General features: G+C 65.6%; 19 protein-coding genes. 10 read left to right on the forward strand and 9 right to left on the reverse strand.

Translation table 11 applies throughout. From position 1 onward, the window contains the following. Nucleotides 1–610: 610 nt before the first annotated feature. The gene (locus tag VFW69_RS24800) at nucleotides 611–1,396 is read right to left on the reverse strand and encodes a GntR family transcriptional regulator (RefSeq protein ID WP_526505646.1); all 786 of its coding nucleotides are present in this window, start codon (nucleotides 1,394–1,396) and stop codon (nucleotides 611–613) included. A gap of 234 nt (nucleotides 1,397–1,630) precedes the next feature. Here VFW69_RS24800 and VFW69_RS24805 point away from each other — a divergent pair, with 234 nt between their 5' ends. Together VFW69_RS24805 and VFW69_RS24810 are read left to right on the forward strand one after the other, a co-directional pair. Then, nucleotides 1,631–2,329 carry an Abi-alpha family protein gene (locus VFW69_RS24805; protein ID WP_526505648.1) on the forward strand — a complete coding sequence of 233 codons (699 nt, stop codon included), beginning with the start codon at nucleotides 1,631–1,633 and terminating at the stop codon, nucleotides 2,327–2,329. 166 nt (nucleotides 2,330–2,495) lie between these two features. Next, nucleotides 2,496–3,560 (forward strand): DUF445 domain-containing protein, encoded by a 1,065-nt coding sequence (locus VFW69_RS24810; protein WP_526505650.1) that lies wholly within the window; start codon nucleotides 2,496–2,498, stop codon nucleotides 3,558–3,560. Between the two features lie 216 nt (nucleotides 3,561–3,776). Here the strand turns inward: VFW69_RS24810 and VFW69_RS24815 are convergent, their stop codons facing one another. Together VFW69_RS24815 and tap are read right to left on the reverse strand one after the other, a co-directional pair. Further along, on the reverse strand, nucleotides 3,777–5,144 hold the full coding sequence (locus tag VFW69_RS24815; protein WP_526505652.1) for an FAD-binding oxidoreductase: 1,368 nt from the start codon (nucleotides 5,142–5,144) through the stop codon (nucleotides 3,777–3,779). Nucleotides 5,145–5,164: 20 nt separating this feature from the next. Then, nucleotides 5,165–6,406 (reverse strand): multidrug efflux MFS transporter Tap, encoded by a 1,242-nt coding sequence (tap, locus tag VFW69_RS24820; RefSeq protein ID WP_526505654.1) that lies wholly within the window; start codon nucleotides 6,404–6,406, stop codon nucleotides 5,165–5,167. A gap of 61 nt (nucleotides 6,407–6,467) precedes the next feature. On the opposite strand from tap, the gene VFW69_RS24825 reads away from it, so the two are divergent. From VFW69_RS24825 to VFW69_RS24835, 3 genes are read left to right on the forward strand one after another with little or no spacing between them, the layout of a single operon-like run. Continuing rightward, nucleotides 6,468–7,295, forward strand: a complete 828-nt coding sequence (locus tag VFW69_RS24825; RefSeq protein ID WP_526505656.1) for a uracil-DNA glycosylase — start codon at nucleotides 6,468–6,470, stop codon at nucleotides 7,293–7,295. Between the two features lie 6 nt (nucleotides 7,296–7,301). Continuing rightward, nucleotides 7,302–8,432 carry an FAD-binding protein gene (locus VFW69_RS24830; protein ID WP_526505658.1) on the forward strand — a complete coding sequence of 377 codons (1,131 nt, stop codon included), beginning with the start codon at nucleotides 7,302–7,304 and terminating at the stop codon, nucleotides 8,430–8,432. A gap of 53 nt (nucleotides 8,433–8,485) precedes the next feature. Further along, the gene (locus VFW69_RS24835) at nucleotides 8,486–9,517 is read left to right on the forward strand and encodes an LLM class flavin-dependent oxidoreductase (protein WP_526505660.1); all 1,032 of its coding nucleotides are present in this window, start codon (nucleotides 8,486–8,488) and stop codon (nucleotides 9,515–9,517) included. Nucleotides 9,518–9,618: 101 nt separating this feature from the next. Here the strand turns inward: VFW69_RS24835 and VFW69_RS24840 are convergent, their stop codons facing one another. Continuing rightward, nucleotides 9,619–10,053: an HIT family protein gene (locus VFW69_RS24840; protein ID WP_526505662.1), complete on the reverse strand. Its 435-nt coding sequence runs from the start codon at nucleotides 10,051–10,053 to the stop codon at nucleotides 9,619–9,621. Between the two features lie 33 nt (nucleotides 10,054–10,086). Here VFW69_RS24840 and VFW69_RS24845 point away from each other — a divergent pair, with 33 nt between their 5' ends. Beyond that, nucleotides 10,087–11,508 carry an amidase gene (locus VFW69_RS24845; protein ID WP_526505664.1) on the forward strand — a complete coding sequence of 474 codons (1,422 nt, stop codon included), beginning with the start codon at nucleotides 10,087–10,089 and terminating at the stop codon, nucleotides 11,506–11,508. A gap of 105 nt (nucleotides 11,509–11,613) precedes the next feature. On the opposite strand, the gene VFW69_RS24850 is transcribed toward VFW69_RS24845, so the two are convergent. Beyond that, nucleotides 11,614–12,138 carry a DNA-deoxyinosine glycosylase gene (locus VFW69_RS24850; protein WP_526505666.1) on the reverse strand — a complete coding sequence of 175 codons (525 nt, stop codon included), beginning with the start codon at nucleotides 12,136–12,138 and terminating at the stop codon, nucleotides 11,614–11,616. Nucleotides 12,139–12,178: 40 nt separating this feature from the next. Between VFW69_RS24850 and VFW69_RS24855 the strand changes: the two genes are divergently transcribed. Both VFW69_RS24855 and abmR read left to right on the forward strand, forming a co-directional pair. Then, nucleotides 12,179–13,300 carry an adenylate/guanylate cyclase domain-containing protein gene (locus tag VFW69_RS24855; protein ID WP_526505668.1) on the forward strand — a complete coding sequence of 374 codons (1,122 nt, stop codon included), beginning with the start codon at nucleotides 12,179–12,181 and terminating at the stop codon, nucleotides 13,298–13,300. 332 nt (nucleotides 13,301–13,632) lie between these two features. Next, on the forward strand, nucleotides 13,633–14,217 hold the full coding sequence (abmR, locus tag VFW69_RS24860; protein ID WP_526505670.1) for an ATP-binding transcription factor AbmR: 585 nt from the start codon (nucleotides 13,633–13,635) through the stop codon (nucleotides 14,215–14,217). A 31-nt stretch (nucleotides 14,218–14,248) separates the two neighbouring features. Here the strand turns inward: abmR and VFW69_RS24865 are convergent, their stop codons facing one another. From VFW69_RS24865 to VFW69_RS24880, 4 genes are all read right to left on the reverse strand, one after another. Beyond that, nucleotides 14,249–16,123, reverse strand: a complete 1,875-nt coding sequence (locus tag VFW69_RS24865) for a serine/threonine-protein kinase (RefSeq protein WP_526505672.1) — start codon at nucleotides 16,121–16,123, stop codon at nucleotides 14,249–14,251. Nucleotides 16,124–16,297: 174 nt separating this feature from the next. Beyond that, complete coding sequence (locus VFW69_RS24870; protein ID WP_526505674.1) at nucleotides 16,298–17,479, reverse strand: BTAD domain-containing putative transcriptional regulator; 1,182 nt, start codon at nucleotides 17,477–17,479, stop codon at nucleotides 16,298–16,300. 422 nt (nucleotides 17,480–17,901) lie between these two features. Further along, entirely contained in the window at nucleotides 17,902–19,815 is a 1,914-nt protein-coding gene (locus VFW69_RS24875) for an ABC transporter ATP-binding protein (protein ID WP_526505676.1), read from the reverse strand. Further along, complete coding sequence (locus VFW69_RS24880) at nucleotides 19,812–21,578, reverse strand: ABC transporter ATP-binding protein (protein WP_526505678.1); 1,767 nt, start codon at nucleotides 21,576–21,578, stop codon at nucleotides 19,812–19,814. Before VFW69_RS24880 ends, VFW69_RS24875 begins: the two co-directional genes overlap by 4 nt. Nucleotides 21,579–21,760: 182 nt before the next feature. Between VFW69_RS24880 and VFW69_RS24885 the strand changes: the two genes are divergently transcribed. Together VFW69_RS24885 and VFW69_RS24890 are read left to right on the forward strand one after the other, a co-directional pair. After that, nucleotides 21,761–22,318, forward strand: a complete 558-nt coding sequence (locus VFW69_RS24885; RefSeq protein ID WP_526505680.1) for a DUF3558 family protein — start codon at nucleotides 21,761–21,763, stop codon at nucleotides 22,316–22,318. An 8-nt stretch (nucleotides 22,319–22,326) separates the two neighbouring features. Continuing rightward, on the forward strand, nucleotides 22,327–22,832 hold a 506-nt coding region (locus tag VFW69_RS24890), incomplete at its 3' end, for a DUF3558 family protein (protein ID WP_526505682.1).

The following is a 22,832-nucleotide window of genomic DNA, read 5'->3' on the forward strand; positions in this document are numbered from 1 at the left end:
TGCAAGATCAGCTCACGCCACTGGAATGGCCCGCGAAACAGAGCTTTTCCGGTCAGCGTGCACATCCGGGCGAAGCCGCCGACCATTGTCAGCGCGGGCTTCACTTGGCTGCTGACGTATTCGGTGAGCCCCGTCGACGCCGTCACCGTCGCACTCCCGCGCCATGGGCATCCCATCGCGGTGCTGCTGCCTGGATAAGCCTCGACCCGCTACGGGTGGCCACGGCGGTGCGACCGGTCACATCCATGTCCCTCCGCCTCCCTACCCCAGGTCCGAGCAACATTAACTAACCAGTAAGTATTTGTCTATACTTCGGATGCCAGCGAATCGATGGGACTACGTGTCAGGCCTGGGATCTGTTCATGATGGGCAGTCGCGGTCGGTGTTGTGGGATCGGATGTCGGTGCCCTTTGAACTTTCGGGTGCGGCGGGGCGATGAATGTCCGGGAACGCTTTTCCGTAGCTTTTATCGCGGTAGCGGACCGGGTCGAATAGAGAACACCAAATGCGTTCGCCGGGCTACTTGGCCGTCAACAGTCGCTCCGAGTCGTGTGCTCTCGATGCAACATAATTCTGATCAGGGCCGATAGATTTGACGAGTGGCGGCCGTTCAACTTGCTTTCGTTTGCAACTTGCTTTCGAACCCATCTCGCGCGGATTCGAAAGCGCGCTGAATTTGAGTGAACCACTGCGCGGTCTCGGCGACGACCCCTTCGATGTCGCGCCGGCGCAGCGCAGCGATGAGTCGGTGATTGCATTCAACCGCCGCGTCGCCCCATTCGGGGTCGGCGGCGTAGAGCACCGGGGGGATGTAGCCAGCGACGTGAAACAGGAACCAGGACAGCTTATTCCGACCGGCGCAGGAGATGAACGTTCGGTGGAAGTCGAAGTCGGCGGCGGCGATCGTTTCCATGTCCTCTGCTGACACCGCTTCGGACAGAGCACCATTTATCCAGTCCAGCGCGTCGATCTCGGCTTCGGTGATGAGTTGGGCTGCGGTCACCGCGAGCCTCTCGGCGATGTTGGCCTGAAGCCAGAAAATGTCCTCGATATCGTGAATTTCTACCGGCAGGACGACGTGGAGACGGTTTGTCGCTTGAGCGACCAAGCCTTCGGCGCGCAGCGTCAGCAGCGCCTCCCGTACCCGGCCGCTGCTCACGCCGAGGCCGGCCGCGGTCTGATCTTGAAGGATGGCGGTACCTGCGCTCAGGCCGCCCGATATGATCGCGGCCCGCAGATGGTCGGCGACCTCATCAACCAGTTGGGGCCGGGGAAGCAGACGACGAGTAGTCCAGCCGTTCGTCGCTGTGATCGCAAGGCTATTCGCGGTACAGGAGCGCGCCTCAGGAGCAAAAACGGGCGAAGAGCGCCAAGCTTGTTGTCGGTCGATGCCCATTCGTTATGTCCCCTTTCGACCAGGAATGCTTCGAGTAAATGCTGTGCAACGTCTTTCGGATCGCGGTTCTCCTGCCCGTGCCTCCCCGACCCCGCGGCCGGCAACCACTGCCGAGCCGCCGGCTGTGTCCATGTCCGAGAACTCCCGCAGCCCAGTATCGAGCAACATTAACTACTCAGTAAGTATTTGTCGATACTTCGACCGACAGCGAACCTGGGGAAGTACGATCGCGCGATGGTGGGGCTTTTCTCCGAGATGATGGAGCTGGCTCGTCTCATCCCTGGGATGGGGTATGTCGAGCGCGAGTTGGCGGGCGCCGAGCGGGCGCTATTACGCGAGTTCCGACGGCGGGTTGAGGCGATCGCCGAGGATCGACCCGCCGAGGGCACACCCCGCTCGAGCGGAACCTCGGACGGCTCCCTGCCGGTGCCGTCGGCGCCGCAGACGCTCGCTGAGGTGATGGAGCGCATGCTCCGCCGCTCGATGGACCAAACACCCTCGGAGAGCCGACATTCGCTGTTCGAGCATGTGATCGGCGAATTGGTACCCGACGAGGCTCGGATCCTGGCCGCGTTGGCCGATGGTTCGACCTATCCACTGCTTGATGTGGCCGCGCCTGCGCTGGGCAACGCCGGTCGTGTGATCCTGCGCAACGCGTCCAACGTGGGCCGGGCGGCGGGCGTAGCCGAGCCGTCGCTGGTGCCGATATATGTCACCCACTTGCTGCAGCTCGGTCTCGCCGACACCGGGCAAGAGGATTCTGACCTCCACGACGAGTACGAGATCTTGCTGACCGAGTCCCTGGTCATGAGCGCGTATGCGGAGGCGGACAAAGCGGCACGCCGCTCGCCGCGAATCGTTCGCGGAACATTGCGGATCTCGGCGCTGGGCCGCGAATTCTGGGCGGCGTGCCAACTCGGGAAGGACGACTGAGGTGCTCAACTTCGACTTCCTGCACCTCGGCGAGCCGTGGTACATCTACGTCTCGATGCCGATCATCTCCGCGGCCATCGGTTACGCGACCAAGCTGGTCGCGATCGAGATGATCTTCCGCCCAACGGAATTCGTGGGGATCAGGCCGTTTCTGGGCTGGCAGGGGATGGTGCCGCGGCGCGCGGCGAAGATGGCGGGCATCGCGGTGGATAACGTGATGAGCAAAATCCTCAAGCCCGAGGAGTTGTTCGACCGCATCGATCCCGACGAGCTCGCCGCCGAGCTAGAGGGGCCATTGCACGACGCGATCGCGCAGATCACCCAGACTGTCATGTCCGAATTCAACCCGGGGCTGTGGGAGGCGATGCCGGACATCGCGCGCCGGGCGCTGATCTCCCGGGTCGAGGCGCGCGTGCCCGAGACGACCCGTCGGCTCATGGGCCAGATCCGCAATAACCTCGATCAGGTATTCGACATCAAACACATGGTCGTGACAAATCTGGTGCGCGACAAAGTGTTGCTCAATCGGATGATGCGCGACATCTCCGCCAAGGCGTTGACGTTCATGGCGCGCGCTGGCGGGATCTTCGGCTTCTACATCGGCTGCGTCCAGGTGGTGGCGTTCATCCTTACCGGCTCGCACCTCGTGCTTCCGATCTTTGGACTGATCACCGGCGGACTGACCGACTGGGTCGCATTGCACATGATCTTCAGGCCGATCGAACCCGGCAAGCGCCTGTTCGGGATCATGCCCTGGCAGGGTGTTTTTCACAAGCTGCGCGACGAGGTCTGCCGCGACTACGCGACGCTGCTCGCCAAGGACATTCTCACACCCAAGGCGGTGATGGAGAGCCTGCTCAACGGCCCAATGTCGGACAGGCTGTACGAGATGATCCAGGACGAGATCAAGGCCACGATCGACGACCAGACTGGCATCGCACGGCCGCTTGTTGCGCTCGCGATCGGCGGCCGCAAGTACCAGCAGATGAAGCAGCGGATCGCCCAGACAGTGATCGAGCGGATGCCCGAGCAGGCGCAGCATGCCGAGGAATACGCCACCAGGGCGCTCGATCTCGACAACCTCGCCGCCGAGCGGATGAAGCTGCTGAGCGCCGAGGAATACGAGGAACTCATGCGCCCCGCGTTCCGCGACGACGAAAAAACAGTCATCGCAGTCGGAGCGATCCTGGGTTTCATCGTCGGCGAGCTACAGGCCGCAATTCTTTTGTGAGGCATGGGTGCCGGTGGTGCCCGTTGATTCAGCACATTGCGCGGAGGACATTGGTATTTCGTCATCGATCGGCCGCGCCAGCGATCAAGTGAGCCTTGCTCTTTCGTCTCGCGGCGGTCGGTTTAACGGGTGTCAGGTCGGCGGGTAGGGCTTGGACCGGTCTAGTGCGGCGGTGACGAGTTGCAGTGTGCGGCCAGCTTCACGTTCGAGGAACGACTAGATAGCCGCGCCGGGATTGAGGATGCCCTGCGGATCCAGCGCCTGTTTGATGCGCCGGTTGAGGTCCATCACGTCGGGGCCCAGATACCCGGCCAGCCAGGGCCGCTTCAACCGGCCTACGCCGTGTTCCCCGGTAATCGTGCCGCCCAATCCGACGGCCAGGTCCATGATCTCGCCGAACGCCAGGTGGGCGCGGTCGGTCATGTCGGCATCGGCGGGGTCGTAGACGATCAGCGGGTGCGTGTTGCCGTCGCCGGCGTGTGCGATCACCGAGATCATCAGGTCACGTTCCGCGGCGATGCGCGCGATCCCGGTGACCAGCTTGCCCAGCGCCGGAAGCGGCACCCCGACATCCTCGAGCAGCAACGATCCCTTGGCCTCGACGGCCGGGATACAGAACCGCCGGGCGACGACGAACGCCTCGCCCTCGTCGGGATCGTCGGTCGAAAACACCTCTGTCGCAGCGTGTTCCGCGAACACCTCGGCCATGATTGCGGCGTCCTCGCTACCGGCGCGCCCGCGCTCGTCGGACCCGGCCACCAGCATGGCGGCCGCCCCGCGGTCCAGATCCATGCGCAGGGTGTCCTCGACGGCGTTGATCGCCACCGAATCCATGAACTCCAGCATCGAGGGGCGAAGCCGCGCAGTGACGCCGAGCACCGCTTCGACCGCGTCCTCGACGCTCGCGAAGCTGGCCACCACGATGCTGGACGCATTTTGCTTGGGCACCAGCCGCAGCGTCACTTCCGTGACCACGCCCAGCGTGCCCTCGCTGCCGACGAACAGCTTCGTCAGTGAAAGCCCCGCGACGTCCTTCAGCCGTGGCCCGCCCAGCCGCACCGCGGTGCCGTCGGCCAGCACCACCTGCATGCCCAGCACGTAGTCGGTGGTAACGCCGTACTTCACGCAGCACAGCCCGCCGGCGTTGGTGGCGATATTGCCGCCGATGCTGCAGATTTCGAACGACGACGGATCCGGCGGATACCACAGGCCGTGCTTGGCGGCGGCCTGCTTTACCTCAGCGTTGAACAGCCCGGGCTGGCATACCGCGGTGCGGGTCACCGGGTCGATGGCGATGTCGCGCATCTTCTCGGTGGAAAGCACGATCCCGTTGTCCACTGCGGTCGCCCCGCCGGACAGGCCGCTCCCCGCGCCGCGCGTCACGACGGGCACCCGGTGTGCGGCGGCCCAGCGCAGCACGGTCTGCACCTCTTCGGTGTGCCGCGGCCGCACCACGGCCAGCGGCTTGCCGGCCGACGGGTCGAAGGCGCGGTCCTGGCGGTAGCCCTCGGTCACGGTTGGGTCGGTGACGACCATCCCGTCGGGCAGGTCGTCGATCAGGCTGGCCAGGGCGTCAGAGCTCACGGCCCGATACTAAGCCCGCCTCACGGGCCCGGGTCTTCCGCGAACTCTGGCGCGCGGTCCAGTTCGTGCAGCGACGGCAGCCGGCAGGCGACGAGGCCGATCAGCAGGATCGGTACCGCCAGCACCAGGAACGTGACCTTCAGCCCGGCCGCGTCGGTCAGTGGACCGGCCACCAGCAAACCCAACGGGCCCGCCGCGTAGGTCAACCCGGTCATCACCCCGACCACTCGGCCGCGCAGCCGATACGGGGCCCGGGTCTGCATCATGTAGTTGTAGATCGGCTGGATCGGTCCGTAGACCACGCCGGTGATCGCGCACAGCACCAGGATCACCGGCAACGGCGGCAAGAACGCGACCCCGACGGTCGCCGCCCCGAAGGTGAGCGTCGCCGTCAGCACGGCCGTGCGCCGTCGCAGATGTTTCGACAGCGCGGCATAGCCGAGCGCTCCAGCTACGCCGCCGAACCCGATCGCCATCAACGCCCACCCCAGTTGCGCGGGTTGGTGTTGGTCGGAGAAGTACTTCGGAAACAGCACGCTTTCCATCGGCAGGTAGAGCGCGGTGACGGCCAGGTCGATCAAGCCCAGCGTCCGGAGCACCCGCATGTTCCAGACGAAGCGCAACCCTTCGACGATCCCGGACATCCATCCGCCGGGCCGGGTCTCGCGCCCGGGCTTTCCGGTGCCCTCGAGCCGCAGCGGCCCGATCGTCAGGATGGACAGCCCGAACAGCCCGGCCGTCATCCACATCGTGTTGATGCCGCCGACCGTGGCGATCATCAGGCCCCCGATGCCCGGGCCCACGATGAACCCCAGGTTGAGAATCGCCTCGTAGATGCTGTTGGTGCGGGCCAGCGACCAGCCCGCCCTGGCGGCGGCCTCCGGCAGCATCGACTCGCGCGCCGTCGTCCCGGCGGGGTCGAACCCGGCCGCGAAGAAGGCCAGGACGGCCAGCACCGCCAGGTTGAGCGCGTCCGCACCGAGCCCCCACGCGATCAGCGGCACGGCGGTAACCGCCGTCCCGGAGAGCGAATCGGAGACCAGCGATACCCGGCGGCGTCCAAAGAAGTCGACCGCGGCGCCGGCGACGAGAGTGGACAGCACCAGCGGCAGCGTCATGGCCAGGGCCACGGTCGACGCGTCGCGAGCGCTGTTGTGGTGCTGCAACGCCAGCCACGGGAACGCGACTATCGAGATGCCGCTACCCGCCGTCGCCATCAACGTGGCGAACAGGATCAGGAATGCTGGGCCGCCGCTTTTCATTGGAATATCGCCGCTGAATGTATGTCAAAGCGGTATTTGCGGCGACCGAATTTTTCGGCTCATGCAGGATGTTCATGTGCTCGCCCACCCACGTACCGGCCAGGCGTTCAGCTCTCCGGTTGGTGCCGGCACCGGATGGCCGGGTGATCCGGCCACACCGCAGACCCCGGTGGCGGCCGACGCCGCCGCGGTCGCCGAGCTCGCCGAGCACGCCGGGTCGATTCCCGAAATCGATGCTCTGGTCAGCGTCTGCCGGGCCTGCCCGCGGTTGGTGAGCTGGCGCGAGGACATCGCGGTTGTCAAGCGCCGAGCGTTTGCCGACCAACCGTATTGGGGGCGGCCGGTACCCAGTTGGGGGTCGGCGCGGCCCCGGCTGCTGATCGTCGGATTGGCGCCCGCCGCGCACGGCGCCAACCGCACCGGACGGATGTTCACCGGCGACCGCTCGGGCGACCAGTTGTACGCGGCGCTGTACCGGGCCGGGCTGGTGAACCAACCGACGAGTGTCGACGCCGCGGATGGGTTGCAGACCAAGAAGATTCGCATCGTCGCGCCGGTGCGGTGCGCGCCTCCCGCCAACGCCCCGACGCCGGAGGAGCGGGACACCTGCTGGCCGTGGCTGCAGGCCGAATGGCGGTTGGTGTCCGAGGATGTTCGCGTGGTCGTGGCCCTGGGCGGGTTCGGCTGGCAGATCGCGCTGCGGCTGCCGGGCACCTCGAGTGGGCGTAAGCCCCGGTTCGGCCACGGCGTCGTTGCTGACCTGGCGCCCGGTGTGCGATTGCTCGGCTGCTACCACCCGAGCCAGCAAAACATGTTCACCGGTAGGTTGACACCAGCAATGCTCGACGACGTCTTCCGCGACGCAAAAGAACTGGCAGGGATCAAGTGACTTCTCATGTCTAGGGTTCTGGTATCCGGCGCCAGTGTGGCGGGTGCGGCGGCGGCTGTTTGGCTTGGGCGGCATGGCTTTTCGGTGACCGTGGTCGAGCGCCATCGGGGGCCGAGGCCGGGCGGTCAGGCGATCGACGTGCGGGGGGCGGCGCTGACGGTGCTCGAGCGTATGGGGCTGTTGGGCGCCGCTCAGAAGCGTAAGACGCAAATCCGAGGCTCCTCCGTCGTGGACCGCGACGGCAACGAATTGTCCCGGGACACCGAATCGACACCCACCGGTGGGACCATCGATAGCCCCGACATCGAGCTGCTGCGCGACGACTTGGTCGAATTGCTCTACGGCGCAAGCCAATGGACGGCCGAATATCTCTTCGACGACACCATCACCGCCGTGGAGGACGATGGCGCGGCGGTCCGCGTCACCTTCGAGCGCGCCGCGCCGCGCAGTTTCGACCTCGTCATCGGCGCCGACGGATTGCACTCCAATGTGCGACGTCTCGTATTCGGACCGGAAGAGAATTTCATCGAAAAGCTGGGCACGCACGCGGCGATCTTCACCGTGCCCAATTTCTTGGACCTGGACTACTGGCAGATGTGGCACTACGGCGACTCCACCATGGCGGGGGTCTACAGCGCGCGCAACAACGCCGAGGCGCGGGCGATGTTGGGGTTCATGGAAACCGATCTGCGGATCGACTACCGCGACGCCGAGGCCCAATTCGCCGAGCTGGAGCGGCGAATGGCCGGCGAAGGTTGGGTACGCCCGCAACTGCTGGAGTACATGCGCGGCGCGCCGGACTTCTACTTCGACGAGATGTCGCAGATCAAGATGGATCGCTGGTCGCGGGGGAGGGTGGCGCTGGTCGGTGACGCCGGATACTGCTGTTCGCCCCTGTCGGGTCAGGGGACCAGTGTTGCGCTGCTGGGCGCCTACATCCTGGCCGGCGAGCTCAAGGCGGCCTCCCAAGACGAAACGGTCGACTACGAAGCCGGCTTCGCCAACTATCACCGCGAGTTCAGCGACTACGTCAAGCGCAACCAGTGGCTGGTCGTCGACAACATTCCGGGCGGTGCGCCGATACCGCAAGAGGTCTTCGACCGGATCGTCGCCTCGATCACGCTGAAGGACTACTGAGCCGAGTCACGGGGAGCGGGAACGTTTGCGGGCCCGAACGCGTTGACGCCATCGTGCGTCTTTCCGTCCTTGATCTCGTTCCGGTGCGCACCGACCAGACGACTGGTGGCGCGCTGGCGGCCACCGTGCAGCTGGCGCAGGCCGCGGATCGGCTGGGTTTCACCCGCTACTGGGTCGCCGAGCACCACAACATGCCGTCGGTGGGTGCTACCAGTCCGCCGGTGGTGATCGCCTACCTGGCCGCGCAGACCTCGCGGCTGCGGCTGGGCTCAGGTGGTGTGATGCTGCCCAATCACGCCCCGCTGGCGGTCGCCGAGCAGTTCGCGCTCTTGGAAGCCGCCGCCCCGGGCCGGATCGACCTCGGCATCGGCCGGGCGCCCGGCTCCGATCCCGTGACGTCGTATGCGCTGCGTGGCGGTCGGGACGATCGCGACATCGAGAACTTCCCGGAATATCTTGACGACGTCGCGGCGCTGATGAGCGCACGCGGCGTACGGGTTCCGCTGCGCTCGGGTGATTACACGCTCAAGGCCACCCCGGCCGCGGCCGGCGAACCGCGCCTGTGGCTGCTGGGGTCGTCGATGTACTCGGCGCATCTGGCCGCCGCCAAGGGGTTGCCTTACGTGTTCGCACATCACTTCTCCGGCAACGGAACCGAAGAGGCGCTCGAGGTCTATCGTTCGCGATTCAAGCCGAGTGAACTGACGGCCGAGCCGCTGACATTTTTGACGGTGAACGCCGCAGTGGCCGAAACCCGGGAAGAGGCAACGGCGTTGATGTTGCCCAACCTGCAGATGATGGCCAGGCTCCGGACCGGCCAGCCGCTCGGGCCGGTGCCGCTGGTCGAGGAGGCTGCGGTTGCCGAGTTGACCGGACAGCAACAGCGCATCGTCGAGAGCGGCTTGCAACGTGCCGTTTTGGGGGCGCCGGCGGAAGCCGCCGACCAGATCCGGGCACTGGCCGACGGGTTCGGCGTCGACGAAGTCATGGTGAATCCGGTGGCCTCGGCCCGCCGCGGCACCGATCCCGAAACCGGACCGGCACGGGTCGCCACCCTGGAGCTGCTGGCCAAAGAGCTGTTCTAGCCCCTCGTTCGATCGCGCCCGCCCGTTGGACGAACTGGGGTTGGGGGTTCGGCGCGTGGCTGGCGATCCCGTCCCGCAATTCGTTGGCGCCAGCGACGGGCTCAATCAGGCTGACTCGCATCGATGCGGGCCAACGCGGTGCGCAGAATCCGGCCGGTGGCCTCCTGGTCGGGGTCGCGACGCATCAGCAGTCCCTTGGCTACCGAGAGCTTGTCGCCGTTGCGTCGGGGCAAAACGTGCAGGTGGATATGGAACACGGACTGGAAAGCGGCGCTGCCGTCGTTGACGCCGATGTTGGTCGCGTCGGCCAATTCGGTGATGCGCGCGGCCCGGGCGATGCGTTGGCCCAGGGTGACCATCCCGGCCAGAGTTTCCGGCGCGGTGTCGGTGAGGTCGACGCTATGCCGTTTGGGCACGACCAACGTGTGGCCCCGGGTGAACGGGCGAAAGTCGAGGATGGCCAGGTAGTCGTCGTCTTCGTAGATCCGGATGGCCGGGGCTTCGCCGGCGACGATCGCACAGAACACGCAGGACATGTCGCCCACGGTACTGGTTGCTGCGTCATAGCGATGCCGAGACCAGTCGGGGTCCGCTACGCTGCCGCGGTGAACGATCTCGCCTTCGCCGGCGCGGCGGCACACGCGCGCATGCTGGCCGCCGGTGAACTGACCGCGCCGGAGTTGCTCGAGGTCTACCTGGAGCGGATCGCGCGGCTGGACAGCCAGCTTCGCTGCTACCGCGTGGTGCTCGCCGATCAGGCTCGTTATGAGGCCGCCGTGGCGCAGGAGCGCCTGGACGGGGGCGAACGGCTACCGCTGCTCGGCGTGCCGATCGCGATCAAAGACGATGTCGACGTCGCCGGCCAGGTGACGACTTTCGGCAGCGGCGGCCACCGGCCCGCCGTCACCTCCGACGCGGAGGTGGTGCGCCGGCTGCGTTCGGCGGGTGCGGTGATCATCGGCAAAACCAATGTGCCCGAGCTCATGATGCTGCCTTACACGGAGTCGACGACCTTTGGAGCCACCCGTAATCCGTGGGATTTGACCCGAACTCCGGGCGGCAGTAGCGGCGGCAGTGCCGCCGCCGTCGCCGCTGGGTTGGCTCCGCTGGCATTGGGGTCCGATGGGGGCGGGTCGATTCGCATCCCTGCGACGTGGTGTGGCCTGTTCGGCCTGAAGCCGCAACGCGATCGCGTGTCGTTGGAACCGCACGACGACGCCTGGTACGGGCTGAGCGTCAACGGCCCGATCGCGCGAACGGTGATGGACGCGGCCGTCTTCCTGGATGCGACGTCGACGGTACCCGGTCCCGAAGGCGAGTTTGTGAGCGCGGCGGGACGCAATCCTGGCCGGTTGCGAATTGCGTTGAGCACCAAGGTTCCAACCCCACTGCCGGTCAGGGTCGGCAAGGCGGAGTTGGCGGCGGTCGGCCAGGCCGGTGCCGTGCTTCGCGACCTCGGCCATGACGTCATCACTGCCGACCCCGAATATCCGATTTCGGCGATGCTCGCCAACTACCTGCCGCGCTATCTGCGCGGTATCTGCGACGATGCGGACGCGCTGGCCCACCCGGAACGGCTGGAACCCCGCACCCGCAACATCGCCCGCTTGGGGTCCTTCTTCTCCGACCGGCGGATGGAGGCCATCCGAGCGAACGAGGATGCCGTGATATCGCGGATTCAGGCGATCTTCGACGATGTCGACGTCGTCGTCACCCCAGGCACCGCGACAGGCCCGTCCCGTATCGGTGCCTATCAACGCCGCGGCGCCGTGTCGACGCTGCTGAGGGTGGGACAGTACGTTCCCTATCAACAGATTTGGAACCTGACCGGACAGCCCGCGGCAGTGGTGCCCTGGGACTTCGACGGGGACGGCCTGCCGATGTCGGTCCAACTCGTCGGCAGACCATATGACGAAGCGACCCTGTTGTCGCTGTCGGCGCAGATCGAAGCGGCTCGACCGTGGGCTCTGCACCAGCCGCCGGTGTCATAGGCGTCTAGCCTTCGACGGCTGCGCCGCGCTCGCGATCACCCGCTGGGACTATTGGCGGTGACCCGCTTCGCCCGGCTGCGCCGCGCTCGCGATCACCCGCTGGGACTATTGGCGGTGACCCGCTTCGCCCGGCTGTGCCGCGCTCGCGATCACCCGCCAGGCCGCGAGCTTGGCGCCCGGCCGCATCACGTGGGCCGGGCTGGTCGACGGCAGGCGTTGATACCGGATCCGATCGGACGTCGTCGCCAGCCGGCGGAAAACGTCGGCGGCCTTGGCTCCGTTGAAGTACACCGTCGTGATGGTGGGGTAGCGCGCGAACAACTTACCAAAATCGTCGGCAGCCAGATTCTTTAGTTCAATCGCCGAGTCGGCGCTGCCGACCCGGCGGCACGCGTGAAGCACATCCCAAAGAGCGACACCATGGGACTGCAGGGCTGCCAGCCGTCTCTCGTAGGGTGCGGCCGCATCGAAGCCGAACAGCTCACCGGTGATCGACCAGAACGCATTGCGTGGATTGGCGTAGTACTGGCCCGTCGCCAGTGATTGCGCACTGGGAAACGAGCCCAGGATCAGCGTCCTGGCGCGCTCATCGACGACCGGCGGGAACCCCCGCAGCAGCGGTGTGCTCATCACCTCACATCATGGCTCGCCCGCGTTGTAGGTTGACGACGTGCACGACGGGGCCGACCAGAACATCGACGATTTGCTCGAGGGGCTCGAGGGAAGCGCACGCACCGAACGGGCCGAACTCGTGAAATGGCTGTTCGAGCAGGGCATCACCGCCGAGGAGATCCGGACCACCAATCCGCCGCTGTTGCTGGCCACCCGCCACATCATCGGCGACGACGGCACGTACGTGTCCACCCGAGAGATTAGCGAGAGCCACGGCATCGACCTGGGCCTGCTGCAGCGAGTGCAGCGCGCGATCGGTCTGGTCCGCGTGGACGACCCCGACGCGGTCGTTCACATGCGCGCCGACGGTGAAGCCGCCGCCTTTTCCCAACGGTTCGTTGAGCTGGGTTTGGATCCCGAACACGTGGTCCTCGTGGTTCAGGTGCTCGCCGAAGGGCTGTCGCGGACCGCTGAAGTCATGCGGTACACGGCGCTTTCGGCGATCATGCGCCCGGGAGCCAGCGAGTTGGAAATCGCAAAGGCTTCAAAGGCTTTGGTGGGCGAAATCGCACCCATGCTCGGCCCGATGATCGAGCACATGTTGTTCATGCAGCTGCGTCACATGATGGAGACCGAAGCGGTCAATGCCGCGGAGCGCGCGGCCGGCAAGCCACTCCCCGGAGCGCGCCAAATCACCGTTGCCTTCGCCGACCTCGTCGGCTTCACCCGGTTAGGTGAGACGGTATCGCCCGAGGAGCTGGGGCATCTGGCCAACCGGCTCGCCATCCTCGCCCGGGACATGACCGTGCCGCCGGTGCGATTCATCAAAACGATCGGCGACGCGGTGATGTTCGTCTGCCCCGATCCGCTGCCGTTGCTCGACGTCATCGTGAAACTCGTCGAAGCCGTCGACACAGACAACGACTTTCCCCGGTTGCGAGCGGGATTGGCCTCTGGCATGGCGGTGAGCCGGGCAGGAGATTGGTTCGGCAGCCCGGTCAACGTGGCAAGCCGCGTCACCAGCGTGGCGCGCCCGGGCACCGTCCTAGTCGCGGATTCGGTCTGGGACGACATCGGCGACAGCGGTGAGTATTCCGGGTCGTTCGCCGGCGCCCGTCGCCTCAAAGGCATCAAGAACGAGGTGAAACTCTTTCGCATCCGGCGGGGTGACGGCGACTAACGGCCACGCTGCCCTGCCGGCGAAGGGTGTCGGCACATGGGCAGGCCCGGCGCGACTCTAGGGGGCGTCTGACTCCGTCTTACGCGTGTCCTACGCGGCCGGATTCCTACCCCGTGTTCCGGCGCTTCGAATTGGTCGCTTCCGGGCCTGCTTCGCTACCCAAGCTACGCCGTCGAACAGCCCAGATCAACGGGTTTCCTCGGTCGGCTTGTGTCCTCGAAAACCCCTTGATCGGCACCCGGACCGCGTGAGGCGGATCCTTCTCCCGTCCGTTGTTTCGCTGCCGGTGAAACGCTGTTCCACAAACTTTGTAACGGTGTAATTATGTAATCATGAAAGCCCATCACACACACGGGCGGCGGTACGGCCGCCCCGGGGGCTGGCAGCAAGCCCAGCAACCCGACGCCAGCGACGCCGCTGAATGGTTCGCCGGACGTCTTCCGGATAGTTGGTTCGACGGCGACCCGACGGTGATCGTCGACCGCGAAGAAATCACCGTCATTGGGAAGCTCCCGGATCCGGTGAGCTCGGAAAGCGAAGCGAGCGAGGCCCGCACGGCCGGGCGAGCATCACGATTCCGCGAAGAGACCCGGTCGGAGCGGATGCATATCGCCGACGAAGCACAGGATCGCTATGGACGCAAGGTTTCCTGGGGCGTGGAGGTCGGCTCCAAGACAGGCACCGAGCGAATTCTGTTCACCCACATCGCAGTACCGGTCATGACGCGGCTGAAGCAACCCGAACGTCAGGTTCTAGACACGTTGGTCGATGCCGGCGTCGCCCGCTCCCGCGCCGACGCCCTCGCGTGGTCGGTGAAGCTGGTCGGTGAACACGCCGACGAGTGGCTGGCCAAATTGCGCGGCGCGATGTCGGCGGTCGACGACCTACGCGCGCAGGGACCCGATCTTCAGTCGTGACAAGGCCGTAGCGCGTTAATGGTGCGGCCGGTCAGCTTTCCGACTTCTCGCCGTCAATTTTGGCGACGACCTTGTCGGCGATCTGGCCGCCCTGATCGCTGATGTGGTACCCGCACGCATTGATGTCGACGACCACGTTGTTGGCCACGCTGAGCGCGCGCTGGCACTCCCAGCCGTCTGCGGCCTCCTGGGTGTCCATCAGCGTTACCTTCGGTGGAGCGTCTTGAACCTGGGCGAACGTCCACCGATACGTCTTGTTCTTGTTCGTGACGGTCACCGTCTTGCCGGCGCAACCCTTCCACTTCTCCGCGGAGGTCTGCAGGAAGCTCTTGGCCTTATCGGCGGACGGAAACAACACCACGGCCTGGTTGACCCAATGGTCGTAGTTATCGCCCGCCTCCGAAGACACCAGTCCGCTAACTGCCGAATAGCCGGTGCCCGCGTACACCGGATCCTGGGTGGTATAGAGCGCGCCCTGGCAATCGGGCGCGGACACCGTCACCGACGAGCTGTCCGTCGACGTGATGGGTTTGCCCGGCTGCATCGATGACGAGCCCATCACAGTGTTGATGTCGGCCGGACTGAGCAGCAGCGCGCTGAGGCGTTCGGGTCCCAACGGCGCGGCCTGCGGTGGTTGCGGCTTGGGACGAACGACAAGCCAGATACCCACCCCGCTCGCGATCACCACGAGCACCACGGCGACGGCCGCAATGATGGGCCAGACACTGCGGTGCGGCTTGGGCGCGGGCTGACCCCACGGCGTCGAGTTGGTGAACTGTGGCGGGCTGCCCCAGTTGGCATTGCCGCCTTGGTAATAGGGCGGCGCGGGCTGTCCGGTCGCCGGGATCGGGCCGCTGGTTGGGGTCCACGCCTGAGCGCCCTGCGACGGTATCGGACCGGAACTGGGGGCCGACGGTGGATCGAACGGCGATGGTGGCGGGGTGTTGAACGTGGGCTGGTACGCCGGCGGAGGCGCTGGAGCGGCGTGGGCCTGCGCGCCGGGGATTTCCGCGGTGGGCAGTGCGGCTTCCTGGCTGCGGCGCAAGATGGTGGCGGCTCGGTCTTGATCGGGGTTGCTGAGCGCTTCCCTGGCGGCCAGGGCCAGGTCACCCGCGCTGGCGTAGCGGTCTTCGGGCTTTTTGGCCATGCCGCGGGCGATCACCGCGTCGAAGGCTTTGGGGACGCCCGGGCGCTGCTGGCTGGGCGCGGGGATGGGGTCCATCATGTGGGCAGAGACCAGCACGCCGGCGCTGTCGGCCCGATAGGGCGGGGATCCGGTCAAGCACTCGAACAGCACGCAGGCCAGTGCGTAGATGTCGGCACGGTAGGTGACCTCGGCGTCGGAAAACCGTTCTGGCGCCATGTATTTCCAGGTGCCGACCGCGGTGCCGAGCTGCGTGAGCTTCTCGTCCGTGGTGGCGCTGGCGATACCAAAGTCGACCAGGTAGGCGAAGTCGTCACGGGTGACCAGAATGTTCTGCGGTTTGATGTCGCGGTGCATCACTCCGGCAGCATGGGCGGCGTCGAGCGCTGAGGCGATCTGGGTGATGATGGCGACCGCGCGGGGTGGGGTCAGCGGGCCGAAGCGTTTGAGCACGCTGTCCAGGTCGGTGCCTTCGACCAAGCGCATCTCCAGAAACATCTGGCCGTCGATCTCGCCGTAGTCGTGCACCGGCACCACGTGCGGTTCCTGCAAACGACCGGCGGTGCGGGCTTCGCGTTTCAACCGTTCGCGAAACACCGGGTCTCTGCTGAAGCTTTCGGAGAGAAGTTTGACCGCAACCGTCCACTCCTTGACGGTGTGTTCGGCCTCGTAGACCTCACCCATCCCACCGCGGCCCAGCAGCCGTTTTAGGTGATAGGGGCCGAACATCGACCCCGCCCGTGAGGACTGCTCGTCACTCATTCCTCATCCTTCCAACCCGACCCCTAGCCTGCCGGTCTCATCCAAGACTTTGCGGACAGACACATGTTTGCAACCCGTGACTGAGCAATCATGACGGTAAGCGCCCACCCGTCTCACCGCACGATAACGGGAACAATTGCCGCGCGTGTCAGCGCGGGTCGGGCTTGCCGAGTGCTAGCCCTCGTTGCCGTTGTCAGCGGCGATCTGGAAGATGAATTCGCGATCGCAGATCCGGACGCGGTCGCCATCTCGCAATGTCGCGGCCGAACGGATTCGTTGGTCCTGCACGTGCACGCCGTTCGAGGACCGCAGGTCGTCGATGATGTAACCGGTTCCGGTGTCGACGATGACGGCATGGTGGCGGCTGACCTTAGGAGAATCCAGGACGATGTCGTTGTCGCCAAGGCGCCCAATCGTTGTCGACCCCTGCAGCGGATACCTGCGCCCGGACACCTCGTGCAGAAAGGCGACCGCCTTATTGTCAGACGTGTACTGCTCGAGCACGGTGATCGCGACCGCCGCGGTCGTCATGGCGTTCTTCTTGGCGTCCAGCGGTTCTTGGCGCAGGATCCGGTCATTGAGGGCCCGCAGGTTCTGGCCCGGGTCGATTCCGAGGTCATCGGCAAGCGACTTTTGCACGCGGCGGTAGGCCGCCAGCGCGTCGGATTGGCGGTCGGCGAGGTAGTAAGCGCTCATCAACTGAGCCCACAGCTGCTCGCGGTAAGGATGTTCGGCCGTCAGGGCTTCCAATTCGGTGATCACGGTAAAGGCACGTCCGCAGGCGATTTCGGCCTCGGCCTGCGCCGTGTGGGCCAGGATCTTCTCCTCGAGGAGGGAAGTGGTGAAGGCCGCGACGAAGCGGAAGTCTTCCAGGTCGGCGAGCACCGGGCCGCGCCATTCGGCCAAGGCGGCCGACAGGTGCTGGCTGGCCTGTTCGAAGCGGCCCGCGGCGGCCGCGTGCACGCCGGCGGTCTTTTCGGCGGTGAAGCGGTCGAGATCGCAAGTGTCATTGGAGATGTTGAGCCGATAACCCGGCGGCGCCGCGACCAGCACCGTGCGCGAATCGACGCCGGCGCCGGTCAGCAGCTTGCGCAGGTTGGACACGTAGGAGTGAATGCTGGCCCGCGCCCCCGACGGCGGCGACTCGTCCCACAGGGCGGTGATAAGCCGGTCGACGCCGACCGGGCTGTTACGGTTCATCAGCAGCATGGCCAGCACCGCTCGCTGTTTGGGCGTGCCCAGCGGCACCAGAGCAGCGTCAACGCTCATCTCCAACGGTCCGAGGAGACCGAATTCGAGACGTTTGTCCGCCATCGCGCCTACCAGCCTTTCCGCGTCCGCGGCGTCGGATGCCATGAGGTCACATTTGTGATTGTGACGCCCAGTGGACGGATTCGTTGACAATCCAGACAAACCGTCGAGTTCCGCGGCATGTCGTCGAGTTGATAAGCCCGCCGGGGCACTGCCGTGGGAAACCGGATGACTGAAATGTGTTCGTACCCAGCGCGATAGTAGATGCCGCGTACGGATTGAATTACCTCGTCGAGACATAGCCGCGTGAGGCGATTCGAGCGCGCGGGTTCAGTGGGTAACAACCATCAACTCGTTGCTGGTGTCCCAAGGCTCGACGAAGTGCCGGATGGGAATTTGCTCGTCACGGCCTTTCGGTGTCGACGGAGTGCCAGCGTCTCGCGTATTCCTGCAAGCATTCTCAATGAGTTCTTGGTAACGACGGGAGCGTTCTCGGCGGGCGCAAAGCACTGTGCGATGCGTGGTCGCTAGACCTGGGTCATCGCGTAGTACGCGCCGCGCCGGGCCAGCAACTCGGCGTGATTGCCCTGTTCAACAATCCGGCCGGCCTCGACCACCAAAATTCGGTCGGCATCGCGGATCGTCGAAAGTCGGTGCGCGATCATAAAACTCGTGCGATCGCGGCGCAGTTCACACATCGCGTGCTGGATAAGGGCTTCGGTGCGGGTATCGACCGAACTGGTCGCCTCGTCGAGGATCAACAATTGTGGGCGGCCCAGGAATGCGCGTGCGATCGTGATCAGTTGCTTTTCGCCGGCGCTGATGTTGCCGCCGTCGCCGCTGATTCGGGTCTGATAGCCGGCCGGTAACGTCCGCACAAAACGGTCGACGTAAGCGGCCTTGGCGGCGTCGAGAACCTCGTCTTCACCGGCGTCGGGACGTCCGTAGGCGATGTTCTCCGCAATCGTCCCTTCGAAAAGCCAGGTGTCCTGCAGTACCATCCCGATTCGCGACCGCAGCGACGGGCGGTCCATCGTGGTGATGTCGACGCCGTCGAGCAGGATCTGGCCCGCGTCGACGTCATAGAACCGCATCAGCAGGTTCACCAGCGTGGTCTTGCCCGCTCCGGTCGGCCCGACGATCGCCACCGTACTGCCCGGTTCGGCCACCAGGGACAGGTCTTCGATCACCGGAGTGCCCGGGCGGTAGGCGAAGCTCACGTGCGCGAATTCGACGCGTCCACCCGGCTGCGGCGTGGTGCCGGCCGGGCTGGGTGGCGAGGCGGGCATGGGATCCGGCGATTCCTCGGGTTCGTCGAGCAGCGTGAAGACGCGTTCGGCGCTGGCCGCCCCGGATTGCAGGGTGTTGTACATCCCGGCCAGCTGGCTCAGCGGTGAGTTGAATTGCCGCACATACTGAATGAACGCCTGGATGTTGCCCAGGGTGATATGGCCGGTGGCCACCTGCAGGCCGCCCACCACGGCGACGGCGACGTAGCCGAGGTTGCCGATGACCGTTGTCGCCGGTGCCACCAGCCCGGAGAAGAATTGCGCGCCGAAGCTGGCGTGGTAGACGTCCTCGTTGAGGGTGCGGAATTGCTCGCGCGCCACCGCCTGGTGGCCGAACGTCGTGACCACGGTGAAACCGCTGTAGGTCTCCTCGATGTGGGCGTTGAGCCGGCCGATGCTGGTCCATTGGGCGACGAACAGCCGCTGGGACCGTCGCGCGATCGCCCGCGTCGCCAGCAGTGACAACGGCACCGTCAGCACGGTGATCACGACTAGCAGCGGCGAGATGGACAGCATCATCGCCAGCACCGCCACCACCGTCAGAACCGATGTCAGCAGCTGGCTGATCGTCATCGACAGCGACGATTGGATGTTGTCGATGTCGTTGGTGACGCGGCTCAGCAGTTCACCACGTTGGCGGCCGTCGAAGTAGGACAACGGCAACCGGTGGATCTTGTCCTCGACATCGGAACGCAGCGCCACCATCGTGCGCTGCACGGTGACGTTGAGCAGCCGGGCCTGCGCCCAAATCAGCACCGCGGAAACGAGATAAAGGCCCAGGGCCAGCGTCAGGGTCCGGGCGACCGCCCCAAAGTCCACGCCGTGGCCCGGCACCACGTTCATTCCGGACAGCAAGTCGGCGAAAGTGTTGGCGCCTCGGCCGCGTGCGGCGGCGACGGCCTGCGCCTTGGTGACCCCGGCGGGGAGCTGGCGTCCGATGACGCCGTTGAACAACAAATCGGTGGCATGCCCCAGGATCCGCGGCACGACCACCCCGATCGCCGTGCCGGTGATTCCCAAGGTGATCACCGCGGCGCACAACCGTCGTTGCGGCGCAAGCTGTCTCACTAAGCGGGCGGCCGCGCCCCAGAAGTCACGCGAACGGGTGACGGGGGAGGGCCGGCCGGCTGCCTTGGCGGTCGCGCGGGTCACGGCGTGCCCCCAACTTGACCCGATCGAACGGGGCCGACCGACTGCGAGTCGGCGAATTCGGCGTAGGTGGTGCAATCGGTCAGCAGTGATTCGTGTGTGCCCGCGCCGACCAGCTTCCCGTTGTCGATCACGATCACCTGGTCGGCTATAGCTGCGATCGAGATGCGTTGTGTGACGACGATGATGGTGGCATTACCGGCAGCCTCCTGTAGCGAGGAACGGACGCGGGCGTCGGTGCGCGCGTCGAGCGCGGCGAACGAGTCGTCGAATAGATAGATGGCCGGACGGCGGATTACCGCCCGGGCGATGGCGAGTCGTTGCCGCTGTCCGCCGGAGAAGTTGATACCGCCCTGGGCCACGCGCATGTGCAGCCCGTCATCGTGGGCTCGCACGAAATCGTCTGCGGCGGCTACCCGCAACGCTTCCCACATCTGCTCGTCGGTGACTGGCTGGTGTGGGGCGGCGCCGTACCGCAGGTTGTCGGCGACCGTCCCGGAAAACAGATAGCCGCGCTGGGGAACCAGCCCGATCGCCGACCACAACCGCTCGGTCTGGTAATCGCGGACGTCGATGCCATCGACCGAGACGGCGCCACCGGTCACGTCGTAGAGCCGGCAGATCAGCGAGACCAGCGTCGACTTGCCCGAACCCGTGCTGCCGACGATGGCGGTGGTGGTTCCGGGCAGCGCAGTCATGGAAATATCTTGCAGCACTGGGCGATCGGCGTCCGGGTAGGTGAACGTTGCGCCGTCCAAACGCACCGTTCCGGTGATGGCGGCGCGTGGGGATCGCGGATTCGGTGGGTCGGTGACGGCGGGGCGGGTGGCGAGCACCTCGGTGATCCGTTCGGCGCAGACGGAGGCTCGCGGCAACACCACCAGCGTCATCGTCGCCATCAGCACCGCCATCAGGATCTGGGTGAAGTAGGCCAGGAAGGCGGTCAACGAGCCGACCTGCATCTGGCCCCGATCGATGCGCAACCCGCCGAACCAGATCAGCGCGACGCTGGACACGTTGATGGTCAGTGTGGTTACGGGCAGCATCAACGCTTGCCAGTTGCCCGCGGTCAGTGCGGTCTTCGACAGCGCGGTGTTGGCCCGAGCGAAGCGGTCACGCTCGAAATCTTCCCGCGCGAACGCCCGGACGACCCGGACACCGGCCAGCTGGTCACGCATCACTCTGTTGATTCCGTCGATCAGCCCCTGCATTCGGCGGAGGAGGGGCAGCATGTGCGACATCACCCTGTAGTTGGCCACCGCCATGATCGGCACGCTGACCAACAGCAGCCACGTCAGCGCGGCCTCCTGGCGGATGGCCATGAAGATGCCGCCGAGGCACATGATCGGGGCCGTCACCAGCACGGTGCCCGTGATCTGCACCAGATATTGAATCTGCCGCACGTCGTTGGTGCTGCGCGTCAGTAGCGTCGGCGCTCCGAATCGGGCGGTCTCGCGCTCGGAAAAGGTGGTGACGTGTTCGAAAATCGCCGCGCGCAGGTCGCGTCCGAAGCCCATCCCGGTGCGCGAACCGAAATAGACCGCCCCGACCGAGCACAACACTTGCGACGCGGTGACCCCGAGCATCACCATGCCGAGCCGGACGATCGTGGTGGTGTCGCCCCTGGCGACGCCCTCGTCGATGATGGCGGCGTTGACCGTCGGCAGATACAGCGATGCGAGGTTGCTGATCAGCTGTAGCGCCATCAGCACCGCCACCAGCCGTCGGTACGGCTGGATGTACTGGCGCAGCAAGGCCAGGAGCATTGGGTAACTGTCGCATACCGTCCGCCCGGCCGTCCCCGACAACCGGCGGACGGTCAACGTCCGCACAACACTTGTTGGCAGCCTCGAATTACCTGCTCAGGCGCGTCGGTGGTTGACCCGCTGGGCTGCAGCTACAGTGCATCGTGTGGACCAGCAGCGGGCGGAACGGAAGCAGGGTAGCGGTGCGGCGTGACACGAGGGCGCTGGCTCTTGTGGCTTCAGCATTGACGATCCTGATCCCCGCGGCCGCGGGCTGCTCGGATTCCGGGGGCAACAAACCGGGAGCGACGGGGTCGTCGACGGCGCAGAACGGCCAGGGCAGCCACGGTGCGATGTTCCCGCAGTGCGGCGGCATCAGCGACCAGACCGTAGCGGAGCTCACCAAGGTCACGGGACTCATCAACACCGCCCGCAACTCCGTCGGGTGCCAGTGGCTTGCGGGCGGCGGCATCCTCGGGCCCCACTTCTCCTTCTCCTGGTATCGCGGTAGCCCCATCGGACGCGAACGCAAGACCGAGGAACTCTCCCGTGCCAGCGTCGATGACATCAACATCAACGGCCACGGCGGTTTCATCGCCGTCGGCAACGAGCCCAACCTGGGTGACTCGCTGTGCGAGGTGGGCATTCAGTTCCAGGACGACTTTATTGAATGGTCAATCAGTTTCAGTCAGAAGCCGTTCCCGCCGCCGTGCGACATAGCGAAGGAACTGGCTCGTCAATCGATTGCGAACTCGAAATGATGGACTCGATGCGTGCCGAATCGCGCAGAAGGACTGCCCGCATCGCGGTGACCGTATTGATCGCGGCGCTGCTGGTGTTGATGGGCTGTTCCCGCTCGATTGGTGGCAACGCGGTCAAGGCGGGTGGCAATGTGCCCCGCAACAACAACTCCCAGCAGCAGTATCCGAACCTGCTCAAGGAATGCGAGGTCTTGACCAGCGACATCCTGGCCAAGACCGTGGGCGCCGACCCGCTCGACATTCAGAGCACATTCGTCGGTGCGATCTGCCGCTGGCAGGCGGCCAACCCGGCCGGCCTGATCGACATCACCCGGTTCTGGTTCGAACAGGGCAGCCTCAGCAACGAGCGCAAGGTCGCCGAATTCTTGAAGTACAAGATCGAGACGCGTTCGATCGCCGGCATCGACTCGATCGTCATGCGGCCCGACGACGCGAACGGTGCGTGCGGCGTGGCCAGCGACGCGGCCGGGGTGGTCGGATGGTGGATCAACCCGCAGGCGCCGGGCATCGATGC

It is taken from the genome of Mycobacterium sp., from assembly GCF_036273375.1.
Taxonomy (GTDB): domain Bacteria; phylum Actinomycetota; class Actinomycetes; order Mycobacteriales; family Mycobacteriaceae; genus Mycobacterium.